We start from the raw sequence: 17,936 nt of genomic DNA, 5'->3' as shown, positions 1-17,936 counted from the left end.
TCCAATCATCTCACACTCCGCGTCCGACAAGTCCCCGCGACCCATGACTGCTCCCCAAAAAGCACTCTTGAATCAGAACGAGGCCCGTTTGGGAATCCCTTTTGTCAACACGGCCTAGTTCCCCAACTTCGAGGATATTCCGGATGTGAAGGCTGACATTCTGCTTCGTCGCTTCGAAAAGCTCAGCAATCTGGGCCTGACTGAGCCATACCGATCCGTCCCGCTCCCTCAGTTGGACGACCGTTACGCCATCCTCGGTGTTGTAGAGAATCATTTCACCCGACATGGTTGAACCTTCTCGTGCGATACCCGGATACCTGATGCATAGACGTCCTCATGATGTGCTCCTCTGTAGAGCAAAGAGAACATAACAGGAACTGCTGATAACCTGTGGCTTCGCCCGGAAGCGGGGTCGTGGCTGGATTTTCACGATCAATGTCCGAGATGAGAGAGGTCAACATCGGCGAAAGTGAGTCTGTTCACAGCTTCCGCCAGCACCTCGACCCGATAACCCCGCCCATAATTCTCTGAAACTTTCCTTTGTGCGGAAGAGCCCGTCGTCCATCCACCAAGGGCCATAGCAATGTCGTGCTCGATTCGGGCATGCCTCAGTTCATCCCGGAAACAGTGCCTCAGCGAATGAAAGCAGGTCTTCTCGCGCCGCGCGCCGGTGTTGCCGAGAAACTGGGTGCACTATTTGCTGAACGCGACGGCCCTGACGCCCTTGGTGCCGGGACCGACTCAGCAAAGAGCTCCTCCTCCCCCGCTCGCCGTTTCTGTGCGACGTATGTCATCAGGCCGAGATCAAGAAGGCGCTGATGGATAGGGATCAGCCGTTCACTCGCATCCGTCTTCAGCTGCTTATCCATGGTGCCTACCAGTGACTCTGTCGTGATCACTATACAGGGCACACCATCGATCATCCGCACATCCGTCGTGTCCAACTGGCATATCTCGTTCAATCGCATCCCGCTGTGCAAGGCGATCAGCGGAACCCAATAGCGCGCATTTTGAGGGCGCTCATGACCGGGCGTCGCCTAGCCCCGGTCGCCATCTTTGCATCCCTTATAGAGAGGAGCATGGAAGATGAGACGCAACTGATCTGGCGAGAATGGATTGCGCTTGTCCTTCTTGGCCGTGCTGTCGGCGAAGCGGAGGCCTCTCACAGGGTTCCGCTCGGCCAGTTCTTCATCGACCGCCCAGTTGAGAAAGCTCGACAGGCTGCTGAGATAGACATTGGCGTTCACGACACTGATGGGCTCGCCCTTCCCGGTCTCCTTCAGCCGGGCTGACGCCTGTTCGGGCGAGAGATCGGGGAAGAGCTTCGTCGCGTTCCGAGGCAGGTAGCGCAAAACCTCCATCAGATGACGCATGTGACTGCGAGAGAGGCTTCGGATTTTGGTTTCCGCCCCAATCACGGAAACCGTGAGTTTGCGGACCGTGTCGTAGGTTTTTCGCGTTCGCGCCGGCCAATGATGCGTCGGATCGGAGAGATATCGTTCATAAGCCTCTCCAAGCGTCACGCCGGGACAGGGAGCCTCTTCGCTCTTTGGGGCAGTGATGGTGGGCGGACCGGGATTGTGAAGATCGTCATCGAGCGGTTTGAGGAGCGTCAGGCCGACATCCTTCCCTTCTTTCGACCGGGTATCCTCGAACATCAGTTCTAGTCGGGCGGCCGCTGCTGGCAATCGTCGGCGTGCGATCTGAAGGCTGTCCGTGTTCAACGATCGCCATATCTCCGCCCGTCCTATCGCCTCTCGAAGATCACGAGGAACCCTGCGTCGCAGATAATATCTACCCTGCCGGATAATCAGTCCGGATAGGCCTTTGTGTAACAGTTTTGTGTAGCAGAGGCTCTCTGGGGACCGTCTTGTTGACGATCCCCGTGCATTTTCAATGCTTAGAGAACAAATGGTGCCCAGAAGAGGACTCGAACCTCCACGACCTTGCGATCGCCAGCACCTGAAGCTGGTGCGTCTACCAATTCCGCCATCTGGGCACGGGGTAGGAGCGCGCAACTAGCCGCTGCCTTTGGGGCTGTCAACGCATGTTGCGGATTATTTCGTTCGCCTTCGCAAAATGCGGTCCTAGGGGTGGACGGTCGCGCGGCCGAAGGGGATGACGGTCCTATGATGATGCCTGATTCCCCGCCAATCACCCTTCTCGCTCGCCCGGACGGCCTGCGCCTGGCCTGCCGTCCGCGCCCTGGCGAAGGGCCGACGATCCTCTTCCTTCCCGGCTATATGTCCGACATGGAGGGCAGCAAGGCCGTCGCGCTCGACCAATGGGCAGCGAGGCAGGGGCGCGCCATGATACGGATAGACTATTCGGGCAACGGATCGAGCGAGGGGCGCTTCGCCGATGGAACATTGGCCAGTTGGCGGGACGATGTGCTGCTGGTGGTGGATGCGTTGATCGAGGGGCCAGTGCTGCTCGTGGGATCATCAATGGGCGGATGGCTTGCGCTGCTGGTCGCCCTCGCCCGGCCCGACCGGGTTGTTGGAATTGTCGGCATTGCAGCCGCACCCGATTTTACGGAATGGGGCTTTACCGACGCTGACAAGGCGTTACTGGCGACCGAAGGGCGGATCGAGGAGCCGTCTGCCTATAGCGACGATCCTTATGTCACGACGCTGGCCTTCTGGCAGTCGGGTCAGGCGTTGCGGATGCTGGAGGGCGAGATCGCGATTGATCGCCCTGTGCGGCTGCTGCATGGGCAGGCCGATGCCGACGTGCCCTGGGCCATCGCGGTGCAAACGGCCGCACAGCTGCGTTCATCCGATGTGCAGACGCTTCTGATTAAGGATGGCGACCATCGCCTTTCCCGCGACGGCGACATCGCTTTGCTGATCCGCACCGTCGCCAGCCTGTTGGACAGCCATTGATGCCGTTTTTTCTGCCCCTGATGCTTCTGGCCCAGGCTTATGATCCTGAGATCGAAGCGGTAATGAACCGTAGCCGCCGGGAGAAACAGGAGGCGGCTGCCGCCGGCGCAGCCGCTGCTCCTGCGGCGAACAGGCCCGCACGGGACGACGGCCAGATTCCCGTGCCTGCGAAATTTGCGGTGCCTTTCCAGGCCTGTCTCGACCAAGCGCTTGAAGATCCCTCGGCCGGGGTCGCCTTTGCCGAAAAGTGGCGGATCGACGGCGGGAGCTTCTATGCGCGTCACTGCATGGGCTTTGCCTTTGCGCGCGCCGAACGCTGGTCGCCTGCGATTATCGCCTTTCAGCAGGCTGCCGAAGAGGCCGAGCGCAGCGGCGAGATGGCGCAGAGCGCGCGGCTGTGGGCGCAGGCAGGCAATGCCGCGCTTGCCAGCGGCGATGCCGCCAAGGCACGGGGCGATTTCGACGCGGCACTGGCACGCGGGCTGCCCGACGGGCTGGAAAAGGGCGAGGTGCATCTCGATCGGGCGCGGGCCTTGGTCGCGCTGGGCGAGACGGAGGCTGCGCGCGATTCGATCGACATAGCGCTGGCGCAAGCGCCCAGGGATCCGCTGGGCTGGCTGCTATCGGCAACGCTCGCGCGACGATCCGGCGAAATGAGCCTGGCCAAGGCGCATATCGCTCGCGCGGTTCAGCTATCGCCCGACGATGCGTCCGTCGCATTGGAAGAAGGCAATATCGCGATCCTCACCGATCATGAGGATATCGCCCGGTCTGCGTGGCAGCGCGCGGCGCGGCTGGCCCCCGAAGCTGCGGCCGGCAAGGCTGCGGCGGACAATCTGTCCCGCCTGCCGCCAGCAACACCTGCGGGTTAGGGGCCGGTCAGCAAGACTTTGTTACGGAACCGCTTTCCGGTTCGGTCCGTTCGCCTTGGCGTAGCGGGACCTGTGAAACGGAGATGAGACGATGACCCCCAAGGTGAAGAATGTCGCGATGATAAGCCTGTTGCTGGCTGGCGCGATGGCGACGACGGCCTGTTCGCGCGGTGCTACGCGCGGTGGCCTGATCGGCGGGACCGGCGGCGCGATAGTAGGTAGCGCAACCGGGCTCGGCACGACGGAAGGTGCCGTGATCGGCGGCGCGGCGGGCGCCGTGATCGGTGACGAGCGCCGCGACTAATTCCTTCTTACTACTTCAGATAAAAATCGACGGTCGTGACGACGCGCACTTTCTTATAGGGCGTGTCGCTCGACCCGTCGCCACCTTCGCCATCGCGCGCGTCGATCGAAAAATAGCCCTGCGTGGCGCTCTTTATGCCGCCAACGCCCGACCCGGCATCCTTGGCGAATTGTTCGGCGGCGGCACGGGCATCCTTTGTGGCGGCAGCCACCATTTGCGGCTTGACGTCGTTCAGCTTGGTGAAGCTGTAGCGCATGCCAGACCCTTCCTGCAGCGTGACGCCACGCCGGACGAGATCGAACTGCTGCGCGACGGCGCGCTGGGCGCGGGCGATGTCGGTCGTGCGCAACAACATCCGCTGCGTAACGGTGATATTGTTGACGCCATTGTTGAGATATTGGTTCACTCCGGCGCCGGTCGGGGTCAGTTCGGCAGGCTTGAAACCGAGACCAGTGAAATAGGCCTGCAATTCCTTGGTATTATTGTCGATTTCCGCGCGGACGGTCGGCATGTCGAAGCCGGTCGCCGAATAGCTGATCGACCAGGTGGCCAAGTCCGCCGTCACATCCTTTTCCGCAAGGCCGCGCACAGTGACCGATCGATCGGCCGCCTTGGCGCGCTTCAACCCGTCGCCTAACAAATAGCCGCCGCTAACGACCCCCAACGCCAGCAGCGCGGCGCTGCCCAACATTATCTTGTCACGCATGTCCCATGTCATATGCTTGCCTCTTCCCTGCGTTGATGCGCGACCTTATCTTGAGAGCATCCTTGCCCTCCCCCAGATGAACCGTTGCTTTATAGCGACGAATGGAGAAAGACTTGCCCAAGTTCCTGCATAGCATGATCCGCGTCAGTGACGTCGAAAAGACCATCGCCTTTTTCGACCTGCTAGGATTGAAAGAGGTCAAGCGGTTCGACAGCGAACAGGGGCGCTTCACGCTCGTCTATCTCGCCGCACCGGGAGATGAGGATGCGCAGGTCGAACTGACCTATAATTGGCCCCCGGAAGATGGCAGCCCGGCCGAAATCTATGCGGGCGGGCGCAATTTTGGCCATATCGCCTATCGGGTCGAGAATATCTATGAGACGTGCCAGCGCTTGTTGGATGCGGGCGTGACCATCAACCGCCCCCCGCGTGACGGGCATATGGCCTTCGTCCGCACGCCTGATGGCATTTCGGTCGAATTGCTGCAGGATGGACGGCTCGACCCGGCCGAACCGTGGGCATCCATGCCCAATGTCGGACAATGGTGAGTCCGATGCTGGAGGTGGTCCGCATTCCCGTGCTCTCCGACAATTATGTCTGGCTGCTGCATGATCCGCAGAGTGGCGAGACGGTCGCGATCGACCCGGCCGTCGCAGAGCCGGTGCTCAAAGCCGCTGCCGCACGAGGGTGGAGCATCGGTCAGATCTGGAACACCCATTGGCATGGCGACCATGTCGGCGGCAATGCGGCGATCAAGGCGGCGACTGGCTGCATCATCACCGGCCCCGCAGCCGAGGCGGACAAGATCGCGACGCTCGACCGTCTGATCGGTGAAGGCGATACAGTGCGGATCGGCGATCATGTCGCGACCGTGATGGCGGTTCCCGCGCATACGGCGGGGCATATCGCCTATCATCTGGCCGACGCGCAGATGGCGTTCGTGGGCGATACGTTGTTCGCCATGGGCTGTGGGCGATTGTTCGAAGGAACAGCAGCGCAGATGTTCGCCAATATGCAACGCCTTGCGACGCTACCGGAGGTCACTGCCGTCTATTGCGCGCATGAATATACGCTCTCCAATGGCCGGTTTGCGCTGACGGTGGAGCCGGACAATGCAGCGCTGATACGGCGCGTCGCGGAGGTCGAGATGCTGCGCGCGCGGGGAGAAGCGACGGTGCCGACAACCATTGGCCTGGAACGCGACACCAACATCTTCATGCGCGCGCGCGATGTCGCGCAACTGGCCGAACGTCGGGCGGCCAAGGACGCCGCTTGACGGTCTGGACGCGGTCGTGCCGTCCTTACAATAGATATCGACAAGGAGAGTTGCGATGCGTGCATGGATAGGGATAACTCCGCTCCTGTTGACAGCTTGCACGGGCAGCTACACGCCCACGCCGTTGACCGAAAAACAGGCAGCGAAGCTGGAAAAGGCCTTGGAGGGCAAGGTCGCCGGTGAAAAGATAGCCTGCATCAACCGCGAACGGCACACCAATTTGACCGTTATCAGTAATAATGTTCTGCTATATCGCGTGAATAAGCGGCTAATCTACAAGACAGAATTGATCGGCAGTTGCAACGGTTTGACCTATGGCGACACCATGATCGTGCGCAGTTTCGGTTCTCAACTTTGCCGGGGTGACATGACCATGACAGCCAATCTTTTGACCGGCATGGCCAGCGGTGCCTGCGCACTGGGTGATTTCACCCCTTATCGCACACCAGATAAGTGATTTCACATCTTACTTTATAGTGCGAGAAAAGACTTGGCGCTTTGCCAAATGCCGGAAATCAATATTTTTGAGAAAAGCCACCGCGGCTAACCGCTTTATTGGTGACCCCTACGGGAATCGAACCCGTGTTTCAGCCGTGAAAGGGCCGCGTCCTAACCGCTAGACGAAGGGGCCACTGGCGGCACTGCCCGTTGGGCGGCGCTGCAAAGCGAAGCGGGCATTAGGAGGAGACGGCGCAGCGGTCAACCCCTTTTGCGGGCAAAAAAGCCCAAGCTGATCAGTCGGCCCAGGCGGCGTCGTCCAGATGGAGTTCGGCGGCGGGGCGGCTGCCCCAGTCGTCGATCTTCGCCCGTCCCGCGACCCACAGCCGCCGGTCGTAGGACGCGCCTAAGATCGCCTGGCCCATATCGCTTTCGGCCTGGCGAAAGGCGATGGTCTTGATCGACCGGCCGTCCGCGCCCGCCATGATGGCGCGCAGATGGCCGTTGCCGACCACGTCGGCCTTGACCACGCGCATGGGGCCAGCCGCGATGCGGGGTGCGGGCCAACCTGCGCCATAAGGGCCGCCCTGCTCGATCGCAGCGACAAATTCCGGGTTCACCCCGGCCGGGGCCAACACCGCGTCGATCAGCAGCGCCCGGTCATCGCGCGCCCGCGCCACCGCGCTCGCGAGCCGATCGTCGAGGAAATCGGCGAGCGCGTCGACCTTGTCCGCGGCGACGGTCAGCCCCGCGGCCATGGCATGGCCGCCGCCCGCGACCAAAAGGCCGCTATCCTTGGCCGCCATCACCGCCGCGCCCAGGTCCACGCCAGAGATCGACCGGCCCGACCCCTTGCCCACACCATCCTCGTCCAGCGCGATGACGATGGCGGGTCGCCCGGCCTTTTCCTTGATCCGTCCCGCAACGATGCCGATAACGCCCGGATGCCAGCCCAGCCCGGCAATCACCGCGACAGCGCGATTACCCTGCGCGTCGAGCAGCGCTTCGGCCTGTTCCTGCACCGTCGATTCGATCGCGCGGCGTTCCTCATTATAATGGTCGAGTTGCCCCGCGATCCGCGCCGCCTCCGCCGGGTCCAGCGTCGTGAGCAGCCGCACGCCGAGATCCGCCTGCCCCACGCGCCCGCCCGCATTAATGCGCGGCCCCAGCGCAAAGCCCAGATCATGGCACAGCGGCGCGCGGGTCAGGCGGCTGGCGTCGATCAGCGCGGCTAGGCCGATATTGCGCCGCTTGGCCATCACCTTGAGCCCCTGCGCCACGAACGCGCGGTTGAGGCCGCGCAGTTGCGCCACGTCCGCCACCGTGCCGAGCGCGACGATATCGAGCAATTCCATCAGCGCGGGTTCCGCCCGCGTCGCGAACCAGCCACGCCCGCGCAGCAGGCGCACCAGCGCCGCACCCAGCAAGAAAGCGACACCGACGGCGGCGAGATGGCCGTGCGTTGCCGCTTCCTCCCCCTCGTCGAGCCGGTTGGGGTTTACCAGCGCCAGGGCTTCGGGCAGCGCGGCGCTGCATTTGTGGTGATCGACCACCACGACATCGACCCCGGTGGCCTTCGCCATCGCCAGCGCCTCAAACGCCTGCGCACCGCAATCGACGGTGACGATCAGGGTCGCCCCCTCGCCCGCCAGGCGCACCAGCGCCTCACCCGATGGGCCATAGCCCTCCATCAGGCGATCGGGGATATAGGGTTTGGCCTCCAGCCCCAGATCGCGCAGCAGCCGGATCAGCAGCGCCGCGCTGGTCGCGCCATCCACATCATAATCGCCGAATATCCGCACATCTTCGCCACGCTGCACCGCATCGGCCAGCCGCTCGGCCGCCGCGTCCATGTCACGAAACAAGCTGGGATCGGGCATGAAGGCGCGGATCGTCGGGTTGCGATGCGCCTCCAACGCCTCGCGCGGGCAGCCGCGCGCCATCAGCAATTGCGTCACCAGATCGTCGGGCAGATAGCCAGGGTCGCGCGCGTCCGCGCCCTCCCCTCGCCAACGCCAGGGCTGGCCCATCAGGGATCGCGAAATATTGAGCGCAAATGTCATGCGCTTGCTCTAGACGGGCCTTGGGCCGGTGGGAAGCGCCCCCGTCGCGGCTAATCGTCGCCTGGTCGGAACCGGCGCAACCCGTTGAGCGTATTACAAGTTCGGCGGCAAAATATGGCGCTGGCGATGAAGGGGCATCATAATTCATGATCAGACGGCAGGCACATCATGTCCGGCGCATGTTGGGCCTCATTCTCGTCACCGCTTCGCCATTGCCCTCGATAGCGCAGACCATCAATGACGATGCGTCTGTGACGGCGCTGCCTTATGATGCCAGCGTCAACGAAGAACCGATACTGCCTGATGATCAGTTCGAGGCCCGACTGCCTCAGGTTGAAAATGCCGATCCCGCCGCACCGCTGCCCTCGATTGAAAGCTGGGTCGATCAGCAAATGCCGCTACAGGCGGATGCGCCGACCCAGCTTCCCCCGGCGACAGAGCCGATGCCGGAGGTGGAACTTGCTCAGCCCTTGCCGGCCCTTGATAGCGTCACGGTGCCTGCCAATGCCGCGTCAGACGATGATCCCGATGCGAAGCAGCCCGACATCCGCTACACCACCAGCATTGAAGGGTTCGGCAATAGCGGCCTCGATGATGCTTTCAAGGATGCGTCGACCCTGATCGACGGCAAAGGCCGGGCGGAAACCGCTGCCATGGTCCAGGCACGCGCGCAGGAAGACGAAAAGCTTGCCGTGCGGCTACTCTATTCCGAAGGCTATTATGATGCGACGGCACTCGCGAGCCTGGATCAGAGCGATGATGGGACGCTGAAAGCCATCATTTCGGTGACGCCGGGCAAGCGTTACAAATTGGGGGAGATCGTCGTCACCACCGGACCTACCGTGCCGCCGGGATTGGTGCGTGAAAGCCTGCCGCTCCAGACCGGCGACTATATCATCGCCACCAAGGTCGAGGGCGCAGAAGCCAATGTCGCGCTGCGATTGCCCGAAAATGGTTATGCCTTTGCCAAGGTGGGAGAGCGCGACATCCTGCTCGATCCGGCGACCGCGACGGGCGATTATACGCTGCCGGTCGAAACCGGCCCGCGCGGCACATTCCGCAATATTACCACCAGCGGCGATAAACAGGCGTTCGGTGCAGACCATATGGAAGTCATCCGTCGCTACAAACCCGGCCAACTCTATGACAGCCGTCAGGTGGACGATCTGCGCAAGGCCCTGGTCGCGACGGGCCTTTTCGCCAGTGTAGGCGTCGATCCGGTGCGAACCAATGAAGCCGGACCCGATGGGACCGAATATGTCGATCTGCATGTCGAACAAGAGGCGGGACCACCGCGCACGCTGGCGGGCGAGGGCGGCTATGGCACCGGCCAGGGATTCCGCGCGGAAGCAACCTGGACTCACCGCAACCTTTTCCGACCCGAAGGCGCGCTGATCGGCAGCGTCGTCGCGGGGACGCAGGAACAGGGCGTGTCGGGCACGTTCCGCCGGTCAAATGCAGGCAAGCGCGACCGCACGTTCCAGGCAGGGGCGCTGCTCAACCATCAGAAATATGATGCCTACGAAGCCTTTACCGCTGGTCTCAACATCACCTGGGCGCGCCAGTCGACGCCGATCTTCCAGAAACGCTGGACCTATAGCTATGGCGCGGAAATCCTGCTGTCGAACGAACAGACCACGGTCGATGCCGCCACCGGCGAGAATAGGCGCCTGACCTATTTCATCGGGGCGGTGCCGGTGCAGGTCGGCTATGATCGCTCGAACGATCTGCTCAACCCCACCAGTGGCTTTCGCGCCAATCTGCGCGTGTCGCCGGAAGCCTCGTTGCAGGGCAATCTTTCACCCTATGTCCGCAGCACCTTCGACTTGAGCGGTTATTTCCCGGTGTCGGACAGCCTGGTCATCGCCGCGCGCACGCGCCTTGGCACCATCAACGGCGTGGCCCGCGATGATGTCGCGCCATCACGCCGTATCTATGCAGGCGGCGGCGGATCGGTGCGTGGCTTCGGGTTCCAGGAATTGGGACCAAAGGACGTGAATGTCGATCCGATCGGGGGGCGCTCCGTCAATGAATTTGCGGTCGAGGGCCGCTATCGCTTCGGCAATTATGGCGTAGTCGCCTTTGTCGATGCGGGGCAGGTGTATGAAAGCCAGATCCCCGAATTTTCCGACATGCGCTATGGCGTGGGTCTGGGTGGTCGCTTCTATACCAATTTCGGCCCGTTCCGCGCCGACATCGCCATGCCGATCAACCGGCAACCGGGCGAATCCAAATTCGCCGTCTATATCGGGATCGGGCAGGCTTTCTGATGACGCAGGACGACACCCTTACCCCCGACCGGATCGACACTGTGCGTCAGGGTCGCCCCTTGTGGCAAAAGATCGCGATCGGCATCGTCGGCTTCATCGTCGCGATCGTCGTGCTGGCGGGCGTTTTGCTGCTTGGCCTCAACACCCAGCCGGGCAAGAAATTCCTGATCCAGCAGATCGCCGCATTCCAGATGGAATCGGGGATGGAGATTGAGGTCGGGCGGATCGAAGGGTCGATCTATAGCGACATGGTCATCCACGATCTGATCCTGCGCGATCCCAAAGGCGTGTTCGCGGTCAGCCCGCGCGTGCATGTGGTGTGGAAGCCATTCCGCTACATCAACAACCATATCTCGGTCAGCCTGCTCGAATCACCGTTGGTCGTGCTGGCCCGCAGCCCGGAATTCAACCAGACCCCGACTGACCCCAACGCTCCTATCCTGCCCGACCTCGACATTGACGTTGATCGGATGAAAATCGGCAAGTTCATCCTCGCCCAGCCCGTCATCGGCCAGAAGCGCGAGATCGCCATTGATGGCGTCACGCACATCGCCGATGGCCGCGCGATCCTGTCTGCCGATGCCATCGTCGATAGCGGCGATCGTTTACAGGCCAAACTGGATGCCGTGCCGTCGCAAAACCGTCTCGCCATGAGCGGCACGGTGACTGCGCCTAAGGGTGGCGTCATCGCCGCCATGTCGGGCCTAACCGATGGCATGACCGCAACCCTGGATGGCAAAGGCACATGGCAGGCCTGGGACGGGCGCATCGTCGCCACCAGCCCCAAGGGCGAACTGGCCAACGTCGCCATCGCCGCGCGCGATGGCAATTTCACCGCCAAAGGCCCGGTTCGTCCCGGCCTGGTCATGGCAGGCACCGTCGATCGCCTGACGGCACCCCAACTGGATGTCGATCTGTTCGCGGGCCTCAACGAACGCCGCGTCAACCTGAAAGGGACATTGCGCTCCCCTGCGTTGTCCGCCGATGCGCAAGGCGTCATCGACTTAGCCGCAAGCCGTTTCAGCGCGTTGCGGATCAATGCCGCGCTGCTCACCCCCGGCGCGATCATGGAGAATGTCAAAGGCCGCGACGTGCGCGGCTCGATCATCCTCGATGGGCCGATGGCGACGCCGTTCATCGACTATGACATTACCGCAAAGAGTATCGCCTTCGATGCGACCGGCATCGAGAATCTGAAGGCCAGTGGCCGCGCGGTGATCGACACCGACCGCATCCGCATTCCCGTAAGCGCCACGGCGAGCCGCGTGACCGGCCTGAATGCCGCGGCAGGCGGCCTGATGAACAATCTGCGCGTCAAGGGCGACTTCGCCTATGCGGGCGGCAAGCTGATCAGCGACAATCTGAAGATCGACAGCGACCGGATCGACGCCACCGCGATCATCCTCGCCGATCTCGACAACGCCCTCTATCGCGGCGCGCTTAAAGGTAGGGTCAACGACTATAAGGTCGACGGGGTCGGCATCGTCAATCTCAATACCGATGTCGAACTGGTCCCCGGCCCCAAGGGCGGCTTTGGCCTGTCGGGCCGCTTCGGCGTGCGCACGGCGCGATGGGAGAACGCCTCCGTCCGCGACTTCCTGGGCGGCAATGCCGTGGCCAGCGGCCGCATCGGCATGACGCCGGAGGGCAAATTCACGCTGGCAGGCCTCAAGGGTGCGGCCCCCAATTTCACGATTCAATCGGGATCGGGCAGCTATGATACGGATGGCGCGATAGCCTTCGACGCGACCGCCTCCTCGCGCCAATATGGCCCGCTCGCGCTGACCGTGCGCGGGACGATGGAGCGGCCGCAAGCCGTGCTGCGCGCATCGCGCCCCAATGTCGGCGTGCAACTGTCCGACGTCGTTGCGAAACTGAATGGTGAAGCGGCGGGCTATCGCCTGGAAGCCACGGGCGGGTCGCCCTATGGGCCTTTCTTCGCCAATGTGCTGATTCGTACCGCCCAAGGGCCACTCACCATCGACGTCACGCGCGCGCGTTTCGCCGGTGTGGACATGAACGGACGCATCCAGCAAAGCGCCGCTGGTCCCTTTACCGGCCAGCTGGCGATGAACGGCTCCGGCATCACCGGCGCGATCCGCCTCGCCGCGGTCGGCAAAGCGCAGGGCGTGAACGTCAATGCGACCGCCAGCAACGCCAAATTGCCCGGTGATGCGGAAATCCTGATCGGCCGCGCGATCGTCACGGCGTCGATGGTGCTGACCGATCAACCGCGCATCATCGCCGATGCCCAGATCGCCAACGCCGCCTATGGCGACTATATCGTGCGCAAGGCGCGGGCGAAGCTCGATTATCAGGGTGGGCGCGGCAAGGCCCAGTTGGTTGCGGACGGGTCCAGCGGAGTCCCCTTCTCAATCGCCGCGAACGCCGCGCTGCGCCCTGATCTCTACGCCGTGGCGGTGCAGGGCAAGGCCGCCAACATAGCCTTCCGCTTGGCCCAGCCAGCCATTATCCGCGCTGAACCGGGCGGCTATCGCCTCGAACCAGCGAGCCTCGTGCTGCCACAAGGCAAGGTCGATCTGGCCGGGCGTTTTGGCGACACGACCGCGATGCAGGCGCGATTCAAGGATTTCGACCTGGCCATCACCAACATGGCCGCGCCGGGACTGGGCATTGGCGGGCGAATGACCGGCATGCTGGATTATGTGCAGGAGGGCAGCGCCTTCCCGACCGCGACCACGCGCCTCGCCATAGCCGATTTCCGCCGCTCCAGCCTGTCAGCCGTATCCGATCCGGTGTCGATGAGCATGGAAGGCAAGCTGTCGTCGGCAGGCGGCGACCTGCGTGGCCTGATCCGCGAAGGCAATAGCACGCTCGGCCGCTTCGTCGCGACCCTCGCTCCCCCTGGTCCCGGCGCAAGCTGGAGCGAACAACTCCAATCGGCCCCACTGGGCGGCGGCATCCGCTATTCCGGCCCTGCCGATGTCCTCTTCTCTTTTGCAGGCCTCGCCGACCAGCAGTTGAGGGGTGGTCTCGCCCTTGCCGCGGACTTTAGCGGACGACTGAGCAATCCGCGCATCAACGGTGTCGCGCGCGCCAATGCGCTGACCTATGAAAATGAGACATTCGGCACGCGCGTCACCCAGATGAAGCTCGACGGCCGCTTCACCAACGATCGGCTCGACATCCGCGACTTTTCAGGGCGCGCTGGCGACGGTACCGTGCAGGCATCCGGCACGGTCGGGTTGGCCGCCGAGAGCGGTTTCCCGATGAACATCGCGGTCAAGCTCGACCGCGCCCGCCTCGCGCGCAGCGAAGCGATCACCAGCGTCGTGAGCGGAACGCTTGCCATCACCAACAGTGCCGCGAATGGTGGCCTCATAAAGGGTGACCTGAACCTGCCCGAAACCCGCTATATGGTCGCCTGGCAAGGCGGTACGGAAATCCGTCAGCTCCAAGGTGTGCGTCGCAAGGGCGAAAGCGCCGACATACTCGACCAGCGTATAGCCGCTCGGCAGGTTACAGCGCAACCGACCGACTGGAAGCTCGACATTCGGGTACGGGCCGACAATGAAATTTACGTCACCGGCATGGGGCTTGATTCCGAATGGAAGACGGACATGCGTGTCACCGGCACCACCGCCAATCCGCGCGTCGTCGGCAAGCTGGAAGTATTAAGGGGCCGCTACAGCTTCTCCGGCAAGCAGTTCGAGTTGGAACAGGGCGTCATCACCTTCAACGGGCCGATGATGAACCCGACGCTGGCGATCCAGGCCCAAACGAGGATCGATACCATCACGGCAGGCCTTCGGGTCACAGGCAGCGCGCAACAGCCCGACATCGCCTTCATTTCGACGCCCAGCTTACCGCAAGACGAAATCCTCTCGCGCATCCTGTTCGGCGATAATGTCGCCAATCTCTCCGCGACGCAGGCTATCCAGTTGGCGGCGGCTTTGAACGGCCTTCGCGGTGGGGGTGGTGGCCTCAACCCCATGGGCAAGTTACAAGGTGCCACCGGGATCGACCGGATCGGCATCGTCGGTGGCGATGAACGAACCGGGCGCGGCACTTCACTCGCGGTCGGGCAGCGTATTTCCAATGATATCTATGTGGAGATCATCACCGACTCGCGCGGCTTTACCGCGACGCAGCTCGAAATCGCGCTGTCAAAAGCGCTCAGCCTTTTGTCGCGCACCGGCACCAATGCCGGATCGTCGGCCAACCTGCGCTATTCCAAGGATTATTGAGGGCGCACTATTGGGGCTTCTGCTGGATTGTCAGTCCCGTGAAGTGCGCAAGAAAGCTATAGCTGTCGGCATATTCGTCGATGAGCTTATCAATGGGTTTTCCCGCCCCATGGCCAGCGCGATTCTCTACCCGCAATAACCGGGGCCGGTCACCGACCTGAGCAGCCTGAAGCGCGGCCGCATATTTGAAGCTGTGGGCGGGCACGACCCGGTCATCGGTATCGGCGGTCGTGACCAATATGGCGGGATAATCCCGGCCGTCGGATATATTGTGATAGGGCGAATAGCCGTAGAGCAGCGGAAAATCCTTGGCTTCACCAGGTGAGCCATAATCATCCACCCAATAGCGCCCGGCGGTGAAGCGGTCGAACCGCAGCATATCCATCACCCCCACGGCGGGCAGGGCAGCGGCAAACAGGTCGGGCCGCTGATTGACCACGGCACCGACCAGCAGTCCGCCATTGGAACGTCCCTCGATCGCCAGGCCGTCCTTGGGCGTATAACCATTGCTCTTGAGCCACTCGCCCGCCGCGATGAAATCATCGAACACATTCTGCTTGTTCGCGCCGCGCCCGGCCTCATGCCACGCTTTGCCGAACTCCCCGCCACCGCGCAGATTGGCGACCGCATAGACCCCGCCCTGCTCGAGCCAGGCGAGGCGCGGTGCCGAGTAGCCGGGCGTCAGGCTGATATTGAAGCCGCCATAACCGTATAGTATGGTCGGCGCAGCAATCGCTCGGTCGGCCAATGCCTTTTTGCGGATGATGGTGATCGGGATCGGCGTACCATCCTTGGACGGGTAGAGTCGTTGTTCGATGCCGAAATCATCGGGATTGAAGGGCAGGTCGGGCTGCGCAAATACGCTGCTTTCCATGGTCGCGGTGTCGAACCGATAAATGCTGGGCGGCGTCACAAATCCTGAAAAGCTGAAAAATGTCTCCGGGTCGCCATCGCGCCCACCAAAGCCCGCAGCGGTGCCCATGCCCGGCAACGGGACATCGGCTACCTTGCGCCCATCCAGCTCGACCAGTTCGGCAACCATGTCCGCCTCGCTGACATAAGCCAAAACCAACCGATTGCCGACCAGGGAACCACCCGCCAGCATCTCCGCCCGCTCCGCCACCACCAACTTGGCCCCACGGCGCGGCCGCGCGGCGTCCAGCGTTACCAGCCGCGATCGCGTGGCCGATTTGTTGGTGATGAAATAGAGCGTTGTTCCCCGGCTGCCGATCAGGCGCCAGTCATGCGTCGGCCCCCTTACCAGCAAACGCGGCGTGACCGGACCGCCATCGAGCGTCGCAACATGGACTTCGCGGCGGGTGTCGATGCCTTCAAAACTGTTGATGACCAACCAGCGCCCATCGCTCGTCACCTGCGCCTGATGGCTGAGCTTAGGTCGGTCGGGTGTGCCATAGATGAGTTGGTCCTGCGCCTGATCCGTGCCGACCCGATGATAGAAAAGCTGCTGCCCTTCATTGGCCGAGCGAAATGTCTCGCCCTCTGCGGGGGCGGGATAGCGCGAGTAGAAAAATCCCTGCCCACCCGCATCCCAGGCGATCTGCGAAAATTTGACCCATTCGATCGTCTCGTCCAGCGTCCGCCCGCTATCGACCTCCAGCACGCGCAGGGTCCGCCAGTCGCTGCCCGCCTCCTGCATTGCATAAGCGAGGTAACGGCCATCGGGCGATGGTGCCCATTCCGCAAGCGCGCTTGTTCCATCCCCGGCCCAGATATTGGGATCGAGCAGCAGACGTTGAGCGCCCGCCAGCCCGTCGCGGACATATAAGGGGGTATGGTTCTGTAACCCCTTATTATAGCCGTAGAAATAGCGTCCTCCTGCTTTGCGGGGCACGGAGTAGCGACCATGCGAGAAGAGCGCCTGCATCCTGGCCTTGAGCGCGTTGCGGCCCGGCAGTGCGTCGATATAGCGGCGGGTCAGGGCATTTTCTTCGCGCACCCAATCGCGCACGGCCGGATCGGCGCGCAGGTCGTTTTCGAGCCAGCGATAGGGGTCGGCGACCTTCACGCCGAAATGATCCTCGACCAAATCGAGCCGTCGCGCGGCGGGGTAGCGCAGGCCAGTATCCTGCGCGCCCGCATCAATGACGGCGGCATTTGGTTCGGCCAGCGCAGGTGTCGCCGCCAGCAGCAGCAGCGGCAGCAGGGTCAGGCGAAACACGCGCGCATCCTCTCACAGTCTTTTTCAACGCCAACAGGCCGCAGCTCCCTTGAGAGCCGCGGCCTGTTGATAAAGCATAAAGCGTCGACTGTCAGGTCATGCTGACGATCGGACTTGAAGGATCAGGCTGCTTCCAGCTCGTCTTCGTCTTCATTCTGCAGCGGGCCGGAATCCTGACCCTTGGCGCTGACGTCGCGATCGACCAGCTCGATGATCGCCATCGGCGCAGCGTCCGACGCGCGGAAGCCAGCCTTGATCACGCGGGTATAGCCGCCGTTGCGATCCTTGTAGCGCTCGGCCAGCGTCTCGAACAGCTTGATCAGCTGCGTGTCGTCCTGCAGCCGCGCATGGGCGAGACGACGGTTGGACAGACCACCCTTCTTCGCCAGCGTGATCAGCTTTTCGACATAGGGACGCAGGGCCTTCGCCTTGACCGTGCCGGTCATGATCTGCTCATGCTTGATGAGCGAGGCGGCGAGGTTGCGCAGCAGCGCGTTACGATGGCCGGTGGCGCGTTGCAGCTTACGCTGACCCATTTTATGACGCATAGTCTCTTCCTTCGTTCGTTAAGGGGCCGTTCGAGGTACCCCAGACCTGGCGGTGATAAGGGCCACCGCCGACAACCCCTTCCTCCCCGGTACGGGGCGGTGGCAGCCCGAAGGGCTGACGGAGGGGGCGTTCCCAAAGCGAAGCGCCTGCGGCCTGCCCCCTCCACCAGCCTTTGGCTGGTCCCCC

13 protein-coding genes and 2 tRNA genes are annotated in these 17,936 nt (G+C 62.6%); 8 read left to right on the top strand and 7 right to left on the bottom strand.

What is annotated here, in order from left to right; translation table 11 throughout:
* Positions 1–1,037: 1,037 nt before the first annotated feature.
* Together J2W40_RS10480 and J2W40_RS10475 are read right to left on the bottom strand one after the other, a co-directional pair.
* Positions 1,038–1,808: a DUF6538 domain-containing protein gene (locus J2W40_RS10480; RefSeq protein ID WP_310224470.1), complete on the bottom strand. Its 771-nt coding sequence runs from the start codon at positions 1,806–1,808 to the stop codon at positions 1,038–1,040.
* Between the two features lie 104 nt (positions 1,809–1,912).
* Positions 1,913–1,999, bottom strand: a tRNA-Leu gene (locus tag J2W40_RS10475).
* 130 nt (positions 2,000–2,129) lie between these two features.
* On the opposite strand from J2W40_RS10475, the gene J2W40_RS10470 reads away from it, so the two are divergent.
* The 3 genes from J2W40_RS10470 to J2W40_RS10460 all read left to right on the top strand — a co-directional run bounded on the left by J2W40_RS10470 (position 2,130) and on the right by J2W40_RS10460 (position 4,061).
* Positions 2,130–2,885: an alpha/beta fold hydrolase gene (locus J2W40_RS10470; RefSeq protein WP_310224447.1), complete on the top strand. Its 756-nt coding sequence runs from the start codon at positions 2,130–2,132 to the stop codon at positions 2,883–2,885.
* Positions 2,885–3,757, top strand: coding sequence for a tetratricopeptide repeat protein (locus J2W40_RS10465; protein WP_310224445.1), 873 nt, complete (start codon positions 2,885–2,887; stop codon positions 3,755–3,757). The genes J2W40_RS10470 and J2W40_RS10465 overlap by 1 nt, the downstream gene beginning before the upstream one ends.
* 91 nt (positions 3,758–3,848) lie before the next feature.
* The gene (locus J2W40_RS10460; RefSeq protein WP_310224443.1) at positions 3,849–4,061 is read left to right on the top strand and encodes a hypothetical protein; all 213 of its coding nucleotides are present in this window, start codon (positions 3,849–3,851) and stop codon (positions 4,059–4,061) included.
* Between the two features lie 10 nt (positions 4,062–4,071).
* Here the strand turns inward: J2W40_RS10460 and J2W40_RS10455 are convergent, their stop codons facing one another.
* Entirely contained in the window at positions 4,072–4,779 is a 708-nt protein-coding gene (locus J2W40_RS10455) for an SIMPL domain-containing protein (protein WP_310224441.1), read from the bottom strand.
* Between the two features lie 101 nt (positions 4,780–4,880).
* Here J2W40_RS10455 and J2W40_RS10450 point away from each other — a divergent pair, with 101 nt between their 5' ends.
* The 3 genes from J2W40_RS10450 to J2W40_RS10440 are packed head-to-tail and all read left to right on the top strand — an operon-like array spanning position 4,881 to position 6,500.
* Entirely contained in the window at positions 4,881–5,315 is a 435-nt protein-coding gene (locus J2W40_RS10450; RefSeq protein WP_310224468.1) for a VOC family protein, read from the top strand.
* Positions 5,316–5,320: 5 nt separating this feature from the next.
* On the top strand, positions 5,321–6,043 hold the full coding sequence (gene gloB / locus J2W40_RS10445; RefSeq protein WP_310224466.1) for a hydroxyacylglutathione hydrolase: 723 nt from the start codon (positions 5,321–5,323) through the stop codon (positions 6,041–6,043).
* Positions 6,044–6,098: 55 nt separating this feature from the next.
* Positions 6,099–6,500 (top strand): hypothetical protein, encoded by a 402-nt coding sequence (locus J2W40_RS10440; protein ID WP_310224439.1) that lies wholly within the window; start codon positions 6,099–6,101, stop codon positions 6,498–6,500.
* Positions 6,501–6,599: 99 nt separating this feature from the next.
* Here J2W40_RS10440 and J2W40_RS10435 read toward each other — a convergent pair.
* Both J2W40_RS10435 and recJ read right to left on the bottom strand, forming a co-directional pair.
* Positions 6,600–6,674 (bottom strand) — tRNA-Glu (locus J2W40_RS10435).
* A gap of 103 nt (positions 6,675–6,777) precedes the next feature.
* Positions 6,778–8,544, bottom strand: a complete 1,767-nt coding sequence (gene recJ / locus J2W40_RS10430; protein ID WP_310224437.1) for a single-stranded-DNA-specific exonuclease RecJ — start codon at positions 8,542–8,544, stop codon at positions 6,778–6,780.
* Positions 8,545–8,690: 146 nt separating this feature from the next.
* Here recJ and J2W40_RS10425 point away from each other — a divergent pair, with 146 nt between their 5' ends.
* Entirely contained in the window at positions 8,691–10,814 is a 2,124-nt protein-coding gene (locus J2W40_RS10425) for an autotransporter assembly complex protein TamA (RefSeq protein ID WP_310224435.1), read from the top strand.
* A complete protein-coding gene (locus J2W40_RS10420; RefSeq protein ID WP_310224433.1) occupies positions 10,814–15,022 on the top strand; it encodes a translocation/assembly module TamB domain-containing protein in 4,209 nt (1,402 codons plus the stop codon). Before J2W40_RS10425 ends, J2W40_RS10420 begins: the two co-directional genes overlap by 1 nt.
* Before the next feature lie 7 nt (positions 15,023–15,029).
* Here the strand turns inward: J2W40_RS10420 and J2W40_RS10415 are convergent, their stop codons facing one another.
* Both J2W40_RS10415 and rplQ read right to left on the bottom strand, forming a co-directional pair.
* Entirely contained in the window at positions 15,030–17,201 is a 2,172-nt protein-coding gene (locus J2W40_RS10415; RefSeq protein WP_409050362.1) for a prolyl oligopeptidase family serine peptidase, read from the bottom strand.
* 122 nt (positions 17,202–17,323) lie between these two features.
* Positions 17,324–17,749 carry a 50S ribosomal protein L17 gene (gene rplQ, locus J2W40_RS10410; protein WP_037477453.1) on the bottom strand — a complete coding sequence of 142 codons (426 nt, stop codon included), beginning with the start codon at positions 17,747–17,749 and terminating at the stop codon, positions 17,324–17,326.
* Between the last annotated feature and the right edge of the window lie 187 nt (positions 17,750–17,936).

It is taken from the genome of Sphingobium xenophagum, from assembly GCF_031457465.1.
Taxonomy (GTDB): Bacteria; Pseudomonadota; Alphaproteobacteria; order Sphingomonadales; family Sphingomonadaceae; genus Sphingobium; species Sphingobium xenophagum_A.
This window is presented reverse-complemented; position numbering and strand designations above follow the sequence as displayed.

Excerpts from the sequence above, each read along its gene's own strand:
- J2W40_RS10455 (WP_310224441.1), bottom strand. The coding sequence starts at position 4,779 with ATGACATGGGACATGCGTGACAAGATAATGTTGGGCAGCGCCGCGCTG.
- J2W40_RS10420 (WP_310224433.1), top strand. The coding sequence starts at position 10,814 with ATGACGCAGGACGACACCCTTACCCCCGACCGGATCGACACTGTGCGT.
- J2W40_RS10460 (WP_310224443.1), top strand. The coding sequence starts at position 3,849 with ATGACCCCCAAGGTGAAGAATGTCGCGATGATAAGCCTGTTGCTGGCT.
- recJ (WP_310224437.1), bottom strand. The coding sequence starts at position 8,544 with ATGACATTTGCGCTCAATATTTCGCGATCCCTGATGGGCCAGCCCTGG.
- J2W40_RS10440 (WP_310224439.1), top strand. The coding sequence starts at position 6,099 with ATGCGTGCATGGATAGGGATAACTCCGCTCCTGTTGACAGCTTGCACG.
- J2W40_RS10425 (WP_310224435.1), top strand. The coding sequence starts at position 8,691 with ATGATCAGACGGCAGGCACATCATGTCCGGCGCATGTTGGGCCTCATT.
- J2W40_RS10470 (WP_310224447.1), top strand. The coding sequence starts at position 2,130 with ATGATGATGCCTGATTCCCCGCCAATCACCCTTCTCGCTCGCCCGGAC.
- gloB (WP_310224466.1), top strand. The coding sequence starts at position 5,321 with ATGCTGGAGGTGGTCCGCATTCCCGTGCTCTCCGACAATTATGTCTGG.
- rplQ (WP_037477453.1), bottom strand. The coding sequence starts at position 17,749 with ATGCGTCATAAAATGGGTCAGCGTAAGCTGCAACGCGCCACCGGCCAT.
- J2W40_RS10465 (WP_310224445.1), top strand. The coding sequence starts at position 2,885 with ATGCCGTTTTTTCTGCCCCTGATGCTTCTGGCCCAGGCTTATGATCCT.